The following is a 12,667-nucleotide window of genomic DNA, read 5'->3' as shown; positions in this document are numbered from 1 at the left end:
TTGCCCTCAGGCAGGTATGGCGACTTTATCCAGCAGCCGGTCGATCACCTGGTCAGCCCCTACGCCGTCGCTGATGGCGTCGTAGGACAGCTGCAGGCGGTGGCGCAATACCGGATGGATGATTGCCCGCACATCGTCCGGCGTGACGAAAGCGCTGCCGCTGAGCCAGGCATGCGCGCGCGATACCCGGTCCAGGCTGATACCACCGCGCGGGCTGGCGCCGATCTTGATCCAGCGGCCCAGGTCGGGGTCATGCTCGGCGCCATGGCGGGTAGCGTTGATCAGGCTGATCAGGTAGCGGTCGATCGCTTCGCTGACGTGCACTTGGCCGACCGCCTGGCGAGCGGCGAAGATCACCTCTTGGGCCAGCTGCTCCGGCGCGGCCTGCTGCCCATGCGCCGCCTGGTCTTCGGCGCGCACCAGGCGCAATACCTGGGTTTCGTCGTCCGGGCTGGGGTAGTCCAGCTGCAGCTTCATCAGAAAACGGTCCATCTGCGCCTCGGGCAGCGGGTACGTGCCCTCCTGCTCGATGGGGTTCTGCGTAGCCAGCACCATGAACAGGCCCGGCATCGGGTAGCTTTTGCCGGCCACGGTGATCTGGCGCTCCTCCATGGCCTCGAGCAGCGCCGCCTGGACCTTGGCTGGCGCACGGTTGATTTCGTCGGCAAGAATCACATTGCCGAACAGCGGCCCGGGCTGGAACTCGATGACATTGCCGCGTTCGCTCTGCTGCAGGATCTCCCCGCCGGTGATGTCCGACGGCAGCAGATCGGGGGTGAACTGGATGCGCCGCATTTGCGCATCCAGATGGGTGGCGAGGGCTTTGACGGTGCGTGTCTTAGCCAGCCCCGGCAAGCTTTCGAGCAGGACATGGCCGTTGGCCAGAAGTCCCAACAGGACATGATGGATGGTCTCGGCCTGCCCCAGCACCTTCTGCCCAACCGCCGTTTGCAACGCGATGACATGCTCGTAAGTAGTCACGATGCCCTCCTCGCCCAACGTCCATGAGCGTGTAACTGTAGTCGCCTGGCGCCGGGGCGCAAGCCTGGTTACTCGCCCTGGCGCCAGTAGGGCTCGATTGCCTGCAGGCGTGGATCATCCGGTGCCGCCTCACGCATGCGTTTGACGTAGCCGAATGCCTGCTGGCGCTCGCCGGCCAGGGCGTGCAGGTAGATCAGCGAGTACAGCAGGTCCGGATCACCGGGCGACTGCTCCAGGCCTTGCCGCAGCGCTTGCAGTGCATCGTCACGACGGTTCATGCGCGACAGCAGCAGGCCCTGGTTGTAGCGGATGCGGGCATTGCCGGGCAGCGCCACAGCCGCTTGGTCCAGCCAGCCCAATGCCTGTTCGGCATCACCGCGCTCTACCAGCAGCAGCGCCAGCATATAGGCCAGGTTGCCGCGGTCGCTGGCGGGCATTTTTTGCAAGGCCACACCCTCGCGCAGCAGTGTTTCGGCCTCATCAAGCCGCTGTCCGGCACTGGCCAGGGTCACCAGGTTGACCCGCGCCGGGACGAAATAGGGGTCCATAAGCAGGGCCTGGCGGTACTCGTGCATGGCCTCGGCGTCACGACCCTGGCGCGAAAGCAGAACTGCCAGGTTGAGGCGCCCACCGGGCAGGTCAGCGTTGCCACGCAGGCGCCGTTCATAGTCGGCCAGCAAGCCGCGGTAAGTTTCGCGCTGCTGCTCGGGCACCTGCTCAGGTGCAACGTCGGCCAGGGCCCTCACTGTCTCGTCGCGCACGGCGCGGGTCGGGTCCGCCAGCAATGGCATCAGGGCCTGAATGCGCTGGCTGGGTTCGACACTGGTGAAACCCGATACCGCGTAGGCTCGCACCAGCGGTTCCTTGTCCTGCAACGCCCAGCGCAGGTTGCTGGTGGCAGCCGGGCCAAGGTCGGCAAGCTGGTCGGCGGCAGTGGCACGGACGATGGCAGGGTTGGCCTTGTCGGCGAGCAGGTAGCCCAGGCGGCTGAGGGCGGTGATCGGGTCTTGCTGCACCGCGTGGAAGGTTTGCCCGTAATGGTTGGGCCGCGTGGGGGTGGCGAACCACTGGTCGATGGCCTTGGCCGCCCACGCCGGGGTTTGATCCTGATGGCAGGCCGTGCAGGCATCGGGGCCGGCACTCTGCGCGGCCATGTCCGGGCGCGGGATACGGATGCTGTGGTCGCGCCGTGGGTCGAGCACCATATAGGTCTTGGTGGGCATATGGCAGTTCACGCACTGGGCGCCAGGTGAACCCACAGGGTGATGGTGGTGCGCCGGGCTGTCATAGTCCTTGGCCTGCAGGCCGGCAAAGCGTGCAGTATTGGGCAGCGGGTTGTGGCATTGCTGACACAGGCCGTTGCCTTCGATACGCACCTTGGTGGTATGCGGGTCGTGGCAATCGGTACAGGCAACCCCGGCGCCATACATCTTGCTCTGGGCGAACGAGCCGAACTCGTAGACTTCGCCGTCAATCTGCCCGTCTGCGTGGTAAAGCCCGGTGCGCAGCGTCGCCGGCAGGCTCTGGTCGAGTTGCGGGTGCCCCGGCATCTGCCCGGTGCCCAGGCCCTGGCGGCGGCTGTGGCAGTAGGCGCATTGCTCGACCACGCCTTTGCTGTCCAGTGCTTTGAAGTCCACCTCAAGGCCATTTCCGCCGCGTGCTGTCGGCGCACTGCCCTGTTGTTTAAGCGCCCAGTCGACATGCGCCTGGCCCGGCCCATGGCAAGCCTGGCAACCCACCGTCTGCTCCTGCCAGGTGCTGGCGAAACTGTCGTTTTTGTCGTCGTAGTTTTTCGCCAGCCGGGTCGAATGGCAATCGGCGCACATGCCGTTCCAGTTCTGGTAGCGCCCGGTCCAGTGCAGCGGGTCATCCGGGGTGAAGCGCTGGCCGGGATAAAGTGAGAACCAGCGCTGGCCACCCTGCGCCTGCGGGCGGCTGTCCCAGGCGATGGTCAGCGCCTGCAAGCGCCCACGGGAAAGCTCCACCAGGTACTGTTGCAAAGGCGCGTGACCAAAGGTGTAGCGGATCTGGAATTCGGCCGGTTTACCGTCTTCGCCCTCCAGCCTGACGTAGTAGCCATCGCCTTTTCGGTAGAAGTGCGCCTGCACGCCGTCGGCGTCGTAGTGCACATCATTGAAATTGCCCAGCACGTTCTCTGCGCTGGGGTCGCGCAGCGCCCAGGCGTGGTCGGAGTGCTGCCAAAGGCCAGCCTGCGCGGCATGGCAGCCCTGGCAGGTCTCGGCGTTGGCGTAGCCTTCCCGGTCCACAGCCAAGGCAGGGAATGCGCCTGCACCGCCTGCTGCCCACGCGCTGCAGGCGCTCCACAGCATTAGCAACAGCAACCAGCACCGACCACCCTTGAGTGGAAAAAAACCTGCGCAACCATACGTCATCAAGCCGCTCCATTTGCTGATCAAGTTGCGAAGAACACAATGATTGGCCCACACACGGCGAGCAGTACGTTGGAAATGGCGTAACACACAGTAAAGCCGACGACAGGGGTATTGCTGCCGGACATTTCAATCACTTTGTTCATCGACGCCGCTTCGGTCTGAGCGCCCGCCAAGGCACCGAGCAAAATCATCGGGTGCAAGCGCAACACATAGCGCCCGACGTACAGCGCCACCAACGGCGGCACAAGTGTCACCAGCATGCCCGAGAGCAGCAAGGCCACCCCTTGGCTACGCATCGCCTCGATCGCGGCGGGCCCGGCGAGCAAACCCACCACAGCACCAAAGGCGGTCAGGCCGAACTCGGAAAATGCCCACTGTGCGGCGGGCGGCATGCCGCCGATTTCGGGATGGCGGGAGTTGTACCAACCGATCAGCAATGCCACCAGCAGTACCCCGCCGCCCACCCCCAACTCGATCGGGATCATGCCGATATGGGTCGACAACATCCCAAGCAAGGCACCCAGCACCATGCCCAGCGCGTGCACGGCGATGTCCGATTTATAGGTACGCTGGCGGATCCTGCCCAGTTCGGCGGCCAGCGCCTCGACGCTGGCGGTGCGCCCGGTCAGGGTGATCACGTCGCCCCGGCGCAGCACCGTATTGGGCAAGGCCGGCAGCTGCAGGCCTTGCCGGGTGATACCGTCGATGAAGCAACCCATGCGCCCTGCCCCCACCAGACGGGTGCGGATCTGATGCAGCGTGTGGCCATGCAATGTGGCATTGGTGAGCACGATGTCCGCTGTGCGCGTGGGGAAAGACAACGAGCGCGGGTCATCGATCTCAGGCCCCACCAGCTGCGCCAGGTCCGCAACCGACTCACGCAGCGCGTAGATACCCAGAATATCGCCTGGCGCCAGCACCAGCGCAGGGTCCCGATCCAGCACCTGCGCACCGCGCACCACCCGCTCGACGCTCAACGCCGGGTAGTCGCGCTCAATGGCAGCGATACTGCGGCCAACCAGTTGTCCGCACAGCAGATGGTGGGCGCGTACCACAATGCGGGTGTACGGAATGCTCAGTACTTCATCCTGGTTGTCGATGCCGAGTTCGGCCTCCAGCTCGCGCGCCGAGGCGCGCACATCGATGCGCAGCAGCCACGGGGCGATGGTTCCGACAAAGACGATCAGGCCGACGGTACCAAACAGGTAAGTAATGGCGTAGGCCACGGCCATATGGCTGTTGAGCTGGGCCTTGTCGGCATCTGCCAGGTTCAGGTGGGCGATAGCGCTGCTGGCAGTGCCCATGATGGCGGTATCGGTCAGCGCCCCCGCCCCAAGCCCTGCAGTAAACCCGGCATCGAAACCGTACACCAGGTTCATCAGCAGGATGCAGCCCAGCGCTGTCGCGCACAGCACCAAGGAAAACACCACCAGCTTCAACGTCCCGCGGTTCAGGCTGCCAAAGAATTCCGGGCCACTTTTGAAGCCCACCGCATAGATGAACAGCACGAAGAACACTGATTTCAGCTCGACCGGCACATCCAGGCCGATCTGGCCGATGACCAGGCCCACCAACAATGCGCCCGCCACAGAGCCCAGATGAAAACTGCCGATATGCAGGCGACCGAGCAGCACACCCAGGGCGATGGCCAGGAACACGGCGATCTCGGGGTTGCCGCGCAGGGCATGGAGAATGAAGTCGATCATGGCTGCTCATCCTTGTGCTGTTTCGACGCCGGCGCTGTGTACCAGCGTTCGGGTGGCACCCGTTTCTCCTGCTCGGGGTCAGCCAGATAATGCGGCGACATGATCTGCACCCCGTACTCGTTGAACACGTCCTGAATGTTGGCGTGCAGTACGGTGAGTAATTCGGCGCGGGGCCGCGGTTCGCTCGGTACGGCCTGGGCGACCAGGCGGTACTCGGGGTAGAAATCTGACAATGCCGTCTGGAATACCTGCGGTGCCGGGGCTTCAACAACACCGGGGGTGCGTCTGGCCGCCTCCAGCAACATGGCCTCCACTTGTCGCCAAGGCGTGTCATAGCCAATGGTGACCGTGGTATCGACCACATAGCCCTGCCCTTGCACCACCCGCGAATAGTTTTTGGTCACGGAGCCGGTGATCATCGAGTTGGGTAGCGTCAGCACCTCGCCAAGGCCGGTGCGGATACTGGTGGTGAACATGCCCACTTCGGTCACCGTGCCTTCGTGTTCGCCGATGCGCACGAACTCACCGGGCCGCAAGGTGCGCGTGTAGGTCAGGATCAGACCTGCAGCGGCCTGGCCGACCACGCTGGATGCACCGAGCGAAATCATCAGGCCGATGAGCACCGACAGCCCCTTGAATGCTTCAGTGCCAGCCCCCGGCAGGTAGGGGTAGGCCATCGCCAGAGCGAACAGCCAGATCGCCAGCGCGGTCAGGCGGGTGGTGGGCTGCAGCGTTTCCTGGTTGAGCCAGGAAATGGTCCCGGGCCGAGACAGCCGCTCAAGCAGGCGCTTGCTGAAGGCACTGAAGCCCCGGGCCAGAAAGAAAATGAGCACGGCGATCATCAGCCCGGGAATGGCCGCGATCATGCCGTCGAGCACATAGCGCAGTAATGAGATGAGGTATTTGTTCAGGCTCTCGCCCCACGGCCGGGTATAGGGAAAACGCTGCAGTACGAACGTCAGCCATTCGTAGGTCAGCAGTGCCACCAACGTCCAGCGCAGCAGCGCCAACAGGCGACGCACCAACGGGTACAGGTTGCTGGTATCCATGAGCGGGGTTTGCCCGATGCGTAGCGCGCTGGTGTGCTTGCGCATGCGCTTGGGCAACCATGACAAGGCCTTCTGGTGTAGCCAACCCGTGCACTTGAGCAGCAGCAGGTAAAGCAATGTGGCGGCGCAACTCAAACCCGCGGCTATCAACAGGAAACGCACACTGCGCGCCTGCCCGGACTCCTCCACCACCTGCCGAAGCCGCTGTGCTGCTGCCTCGGCTGCCTGCTTGACGTCGGCGTCGGTGGCGCCAAGGTCCTGGGGGGAGACGATGAAGGCTCGACGATCGCCCAGCAGCACCAGGTAGCTGTCCTGGATGGCATCGACACTCACCCTGCCATCAGCGCTGCCATCGAGGATCTCGCGGATCACCACTTCGGCGCGCTGTGCCCGTGCAGCCGGCGTTTCGCCAAGCAAGGTAGCCTGGAAGGTGATGATGGCGCGGTTACCTACTTTTAGCTGCGCCGGTTCTGCCGAAATGATGGCTACCTGGTCTGCCGCCTGCGCTTGAACAGGCAGCAGGATCAGAGCAAGCAGCAGTGACGCACACCACGCGAAAAACCGATTGCCCATTTGCAATGCGCTCCCTCAGATCATCATGCGGCCTGCGCGCCGCCAAGCGTTTCAGCAGCCTGGTACTGCACCCTGAACGCGCCTAGGGCGTGATCGCCCCCTGAGCAGGGCACGTTTGCTGGCCAGTACGATTGGCCGTGGCCATCTGCTCGGCGAGCTTGCGCAGGTTCTGCTGATGCGCTTGCACCAGGCTTTCGACCGTGTTGTCCGCCGGGGTCTGGATGATGCTGCGGCAAGTCTGGCCCTGCGCTGCCCCGGCCCGCTGCAGGCGCCAGCGCACATCGATCAGCGAATATTTGCCGGGTACCGAGTCGAACCGCTGCACGTCCACACGCACGCGCGAGGTGCTGCTACCGCCTACGTTCCCGCCCAGTTGGTCCTGCAGCGCACTGCGAAACTCATCCACCAGGTTGGCGCCCCACCACTGTGTTTCCAGAATGACCAACCCGCTGCTGCCCTGGCGCACCACCAACTGCGGGCGGTCCACCTGTGGCGGCATGCTCACCCGTTCCACGCGCACCTGGCTGCGTACGCCCTGGTCCATCGGCACCGGCACCAAGGTGTGATAACTCACCGGTGCACCGCTGCAGCCCGCCAGCAGCATGCCGCTGGCGATCCCCCACGCTATCAACCGCTTCGGCATAAATTACTCCTTGAGCAGGCCGTGTCAGGGCTTCAGATTGTCGGCATCCGCACCTTTGGGTTTGCCGCGGATCAGGGATTCAGGGTGCCGGCCAAGGTAATCGGTAAGGTCGCGAACCGACCGCGACATACGGTCCAGCTCGTCCAGGGTTTCGCCCAGGCGCTCGCGCGGCTGGGAGTTCTCCGAAATGGCCGAATTGGCGGTATTGAGGGTTTGACGGATGTCGTCGAGGGTTTTCGTAACACCCGGCAGGGTCTGGGTGTTGAATTGCCTGAGGCTACGTTGGAGCTCGCCAAGGTTGTTGTCCAGGCCACTGGCGATGCGTTCGAGCGGCAAGGCGCGCAACCGGTCGACCAGGCCCTGCAATTGCTCCTGCACCCGCTCCAGGCTTCCGGGGATGGTGGGAATGCGCAGCGGGCCTGGTGAATTGTCAAAGGCCACCTTGGCTGCATCGGGGTAAAAGTCCAGGGCTACGTACATCTGCCCGGTGATCAGGTTGCCGCTACGCGCCTGAGCCCGCAGGCCATGCTCGACAAAACTGGCAATCAATTGCCGGGTGGCGGTTTCGTCGTCGCTGTCGGGGTCGCGAGCCTTGAGCATCTTGGCCTGCACCGGCCCCAGCCGCTGCGGGAAAATCACCGCATCGACCATCACCGGGAACGTCTGCTTCTGTTCATCGTAATCCAGTTGAACCGCTGTAACCTTGCCGAACGGTACCCCCATGAACTCGACAGGCGCACCCACCGACAAACCGCGCAGTGCCTGGTCGAAGCGCAGGCGCAAGTGCCGCGAACGGCCACTCGGCGGCGCAAGTGCGGCTTCGCGGTCGGCAAACAGGCGGAAGCGCTGCTGATCCGCTGCCGGCTCAGCTTGCTCGGCGAAGGCCGGGGCGCCGAACGCCAGGCCGCCGACCAGCAGCGCCGAAAGCGACTCCGTGTTTATTTTCACGCCCTCGGCACCTACGTTCACATCGATGCCGCTGGCATTCCAGAAGCGTGAGTTCTGCGTCACGAAGGCGTCGTAGGGCGCATTGACGAAAATGTCGACATCAACCCCACGGCCATCCTCACGCAAGGCGTACGACACCACCTGCCCGACCGGGATCTTGCGGTAGTAGATGGACGAACCTATGTCGAGCGAGCCAAGGTCGGAAGCGGTCAACACGAAGCGCTTGCCCTTTTCGCCGTAGGTGATCGGCGGCGGCGCCTCCAGGCCGGTGAACGTGCGTTGCGGGCCACCCGACTGACCGGCATCGGCGCCGATGAAGCTGCCCGACAGCAAGGTGTCTATACCGCTTACACCGCCTGCGCCGATACGTGGGCGCACCACCCAGAACCGCGACCCTTCGCTGGCAAACGACTGTGCCTCCTTGTTCAGTTGCACTTTGGCAATGACGCCGTTGCGGTCCGGCGCAAGGTCCACCGAGGTCACGCCGCCGATCACTACGCTGCGGTATTTGACCGGGGTTTTCTGCGCCACCAGGCCGTCGCCGGTACGGAACGAAATGCTGATCACCGGCCCTTCCTGCATCCAGTTGCGCACTACCAGCGAGGCACCGACCAGCAGCGCAAGGATCGGCACGATCCACACCAGTGAAATGCTCCAGCGCCGGGTGCGCACCTCAGGTTGGCCAGGCACCGCTTGCTCTCGCGAGTCCTGCATCGGTCAGTTCTCCTTCTCGGCGGGGCCGTGGTCCCAGATCAGACGCGGGTCGAAACTCATTGCTGAAAGCATGGTGAGCACCACCACCAGGCCGAAGAACAGGATGCCCGCGCGCGGCTCGATGGTACCCAGCTCGCGCAGTTGCACCAGCGCCGCCACCAGCGCCACCACCATGACATCGAGCATCGACCAGTAACCGATCAGCTCGACGAAACGGTACAACCTGGAGCGCTGCCGGCAGCCTCGCTGGCTGCGCCGCTGCACGCTGGACAGCAACAGGGTCAGCGAAGCGAACTTGACCACCGGAACGCCGATACTGGCGATGAAGATGATCAGCGCAATGTCCCACGCCCCCTCCTCCCAGAACTCGATGACGCCGCCAACGATGGTGCTGTCGATGCCCTGGCCGAGCATCGTGGTGTGCATGACCGGCAGCGCATTGGCCGGAATGTAGAACACCAGTGCCGCCAACAAGTAGGCCCAGCCGCGGCTGATCGCGTCATGCTTGCGCGCATGCAAGGGGGCACCGCAGCGCGGACAGGCATGGGTGTTCTGGCGCAGGTCGACGGCCAGGCCGCAGCCATGACACAGGCACAGCTGCAGTTCGCTGGCCTGCGGCGGCGTGCTCATACCTGCTCCCAAAGGTCGCGGATGTCGCGCCCGGCTATCAGGATGATCAGCACGCTCAGGGCCGCCAGGGCCACAAGGCCGATGCCAGGGATAACCTCGAGCAACCCGGCCAGTTTGATCACCGCCACCAGCGCCCCGAGCAGGCAGACCTCAAGCATGCTCCACGGCCGCAAGCCTTCGAGCCCGCGCATGCAAACGGCGAAGCCTGGCGCCCGCTTGCCCCCTGCGGCGAAGGCCAGCAACCAGATCAGCAGGGCAACCTGCAGCATCGGTGCGAGGATGATCGCCAGGGCAACCACCAAGGCGATGAAGGTAATGCTGCCGTGGCTCAGGATCATCACCGAGTCCCACAAGGTGGCTGCATTGCGCAGCCCTTGCATGCTGATCGACATCACCGGGTAGACGTTGGCAAAAGCCAGCAGCACCGCACCCGTTACGCTCAAGGCCAAGCGCTGCTGTACCGTGATGCGCACGCGCCGCTGCAGCACGCCACCGCACCGTGTGCAAATGGCGCTCTGCGAACGCTGCAAGTCGGTTCGCAGGTAAACGGCGTCACAATATTCGCAAATGATTGCGTGCCGAACTGTACTGGCGGCTTGCTCTGAATGACCGACCATGTGGCAACTCCTCACGCGTTCGTCCGGGCAAGCGTAGACCATCACCGCAAGGAACAACGTTTCCGAGCGTTGCATTCGGCACTCTGTTGATCGAAACGCTGTAGTTTTAAAAAAACGATCTACGCTCATTTGTCTACAACACCTCATTCGCAATACGTTGCATTCGTAAAGTGCTCACTGCGCGTGTTTGCGCAAGTAGAACGCAACGTCCAGGCGAAGTGTTGTATCGGGCTGGATTGGCACCGCCCGCCGTCCCAGCACAGGCAGTTTGATAACCAAGGAGCCATGCCATGAAGTCGAAGTTGCTAATGTCCACGTTTTGCGCGGCGTCACTTGCCCTTGCCGGGTGTGCCAGCAAGTATGTCGAGTCCGATCAGTACTCCGGCTTTCTCAAGGACTACAGCGTGCTGAAGGAAGGCAAGTCACCCTCTGGCGCGCCGGTGATGAGCTGGATCAAGCCCGACGTTGATGCAAACCGCTACCGCAGCGTGTATATCGAACCCAGCCAGTTCTACCCGCGGCCGCAGCCAACCGAGAAGATCCCGGCAAGTACCCTTCAAGGCATTACCCAGTATTACGACCAGGCGTTGCGTACCCAGTTTTCCAAAGCGCTGCCGCTGGCCGATGCGCCGGGCCCAGGCGTGCTGATCGTGCGCCCGGCAATTACTGCGGTCAGCGCCAAGACCAAAAGCCTGCGCCCGTATGAGGTGATCCCGATCGCCCTGGTGGCGGCCGGCGTCAGCGCCGCTACAGGCATTCGTGACCAGGACACCAGTATCGCCACCGAGGCGGCATTCCTCGACGGCGACAGCAACCAGGTAGTCGCAGAAGTGGTGCGTAAAGGCGCCGGCGCAGAACTGGACAATTCTTCGCAGGTAATGCAGGCCAAGGATGCCAAGGCCGTGCTCGATGGCTGGGCAATGGACATGGTCAAGTCGTTTCAACACCTGAAGGCAAAATAGGTGCACCGACCTGCGCCCGCGGGTCGGTCCAGGTACCGCCCCAAAGGCTCCCCGTAGCGAGCGGACCTGCTTCGGTTCCGCCCCTCGCAGAGGCAGCAGCATGCCAAACCTTAGCCATCGTCGACATCATCCCCGCGCCCTTTCAGCCTTGGCCTGTGGCCTGGGCCTGGCCATCAGCAACGCCTGGGGCGGCGGTATCCTCATCTACGAAGCCGGCCAGGAAGGCAACGGCCTGGCCAACGCCGGTGCCGCTGCGCTGGCCAGCGACCCCAGTGTGCTCATGAGCAACCCTGCAGGCATCGCCGAGCTGCGTGGCACCCAGCTCAGTGCCAATGCCCAGGTGATACTCGGTGACATCCGCTTCTCGCGCGGCAGCAACAACCAGTTCGCGGGCAACGAAGGCGGCAATAGCCTGGAGTACCTGCCAGGTTCAAGCCTGTTTGTCAGCCACCAACTCGATGAGCGCGCCACCCTCGGCTTCGGCATGTATGGCAACTTCGGCCTGGCGCTGGACTACGACGATGACTGGGCCGGGCGCTACTTCACCCAGGAGGCTGCCGTCATCGGGGTATCGCTGCAGCCGACAATCGCCTATCAGTTCACCGATGACCTGTCGGTGGGTATTGGCCCGCGCTTCATGTATGCCTACTACCGCACCGAGATGGCGATCAACAACAACCTGCTCGGCGTAACCGATCGGCCGGACGGCCAACTGGAGTACAAGGACACCGATTGGGGCACCGGGGTCAACGTCGGCCTGCTCTACAAGCTCGACGCGCGCACCCGGATCGGTCTGGCCTACACCAGCAAGATCGATCTCGAGTTCAAGGACAGCCCGGACGTGCGCAAGGTCAGCAACCCGTTACTAAACGCGGCGCTGAACCGCCTGGATGTCGATACCCTTGAACTGGACATGTCGGTACCCCAGACCGTGCTGCTGAGCATCGCACACCAGCTGGATGATCAATGGACCTTGCTGGGCAGCCTGGGCTGGCAGGACTGGAGCGAATTCGGCGATATCGGCGTAGAAGTCGATACCGACCTCGCCGGCACCAGTCGCACTGTAGACCGCCGCTACAAGGACACCTGGCATGCTTCGCTGGGTGCGCAATACCAGGTCACCCGCAAGTTGCGCTGGAACATGGGGGTGGGCTACGACAGTTCAGCCGTGGATGACAAAGACCGCACGGTAGATAACCCGATGAACGAAACCTGGCGGTTGGCCACCGGGTTCAACTACCAAGTCGAAGAAGGCCTTGACCTGCACATGGCTTACACCTTGGTCTGGTTGGGCGACATGGATGTGGAGCAGACCAAATCACGTTCGGGCAACAGCCTTTCCGGCACCTATCGCAACACCGCGCTGCATATCGTGGGCGGCGGCGCGACATGGCGATTCTGACGGGCGGTTGTCTGCATCAACAGTAAGTGTCGGGTTCTGGCCTGAGGGT

At 63.4% G+C, this 12,667-nt stretch carries 10 protein-coding genes; 2 read left to right on the top strand and 8 right to left on the bottom strand.

The features are described from left to right. Positions 1 to 6: 6 nt before the first annotated feature. From JOY50_RS12085 to JOY50_RS12050, 8 genes are all read right to left on the bottom strand, one after another. The gene (locus tag JOY50_RS12085; RefSeq protein WP_243055225.1) at positions 7 to 981 is read right to left on the bottom strand and encodes a MoxR family ATPase; all 975 of its coding nucleotides are present in this window, start codon (positions 979 to 981) and stop codon (positions 7 to 9) included. A gap of 68 nt (positions 982 to 1,049) precedes the next feature. After that, a complete protein-coding gene (locus JOY50_RS12080; protein WP_243055224.1) occupies positions 1,050 to 3,374 on the bottom strand; it encodes a tetratricopeptide repeat protein in 2,325 nt (774 codons plus the stop codon). Between the two features lie 20 nt (positions 3,375 to 3,394). Further along, the gene (gene aspT, locus JOY50_RS12075; RefSeq protein WP_243055223.1) at positions 3,395 to 5,080 is read right to left on the bottom strand and encodes an aspartate-alanine antiporter; all 1,686 of its coding nucleotides are present in this window, start codon (positions 5,078 to 5,080) and stop codon (positions 3,395 to 3,397) included. After that, on the bottom strand, positions 5,077 to 6,702 hold the full coding sequence (locus JOY50_RS12070) for a mechanosensitive ion channel family protein (protein ID WP_243055222.1): 1,626 nt from the start codon (positions 6,700 to 6,702) through the stop codon (positions 5,077 to 5,079). The genes aspT and JOY50_RS12070 overlap by 4 nt, the downstream gene beginning before the upstream one ends. 82 nt (positions 6,703 to 6,784) lie before the next feature. Beyond that, a complete protein-coding gene (locus tag JOY50_RS12065) occupies positions 6,785 to 7,345 on the bottom strand; it encodes a membrane integrity-associated transporter subunit PqiC (RefSeq protein ID WP_243055221.1) in 561 nt (186 codons plus the stop codon). Positions 7,346 to 7,369: 24 nt separating this feature from the next. Further along, on the bottom strand, positions 7,370 to 9,007 hold the full coding sequence (locus JOY50_RS12060) for an intermembrane transport protein PqiB (protein ID WP_243055220.1): 1,638 nt from the start codon (positions 9,005 to 9,007) through the stop codon (positions 7,370 to 7,372). Positions 9,008 to 9,010: 3 nt separating this feature from the next. After that, positions 9,011 to 9,637 (bottom strand): paraquat-inducible protein A, encoded by a 627-nt coding sequence (locus tag JOY50_RS12055; protein ID WP_243055219.1) that lies wholly within the window; start codon positions 9,635 to 9,637, stop codon positions 9,011 to 9,013. Continuing rightward, entirely contained in the window at positions 9,634 to 10,254 is a 621-nt protein-coding gene (locus tag JOY50_RS12050; RefSeq protein WP_243055301.1) for a paraquat-inducible protein A, read from the bottom strand. The genes JOY50_RS12055 and JOY50_RS12050 overlap by 4 nt, the downstream gene beginning before the upstream one ends. A gap of 290 nt (positions 10,255 to 10,544) precedes the next feature. Here JOY50_RS12050 and JOY50_RS12045 point away from each other — a divergent pair, with 290 nt between their 5' ends. Next, positions 10,545 to 11,216, top strand: coding sequence for a DUF3313 domain-containing protein (locus tag JOY50_RS12045; protein ID WP_243055218.1), 672 nt, complete (start codon positions 10,545 to 10,547; stop codon positions 11,214 to 11,216). Positions 11,217 to 11,316: 100 nt separating this feature from the next. After that, complete coding sequence (locus tag JOY50_RS12040) at positions 11,317 to 12,618, top strand: OmpP1/FadL family transporter (protein WP_243055217.1); 1,302 nt, start codon at positions 11,317 to 11,319, stop codon at positions 12,616 to 12,618. The last annotated feature ends 49 nt before the right edge of the window (positions 12,619 to 12,667 follow it).

The sequence above is a fragment of the Pseudomonas sp. BP01 genome, from assembly GCF_022760795.1.
Taxonomy (GTDB): Bacteria; Pseudomonadota; Gammaproteobacteria; order Pseudomonadales; family Pseudomonadaceae; genus Aquipseudomonas; species Aquipseudomonas putida_Q.
Note: the sequence above shows the minus strand (reverse complement) of the source record. Positions and strands in the feature narration are given on the sequence as shown.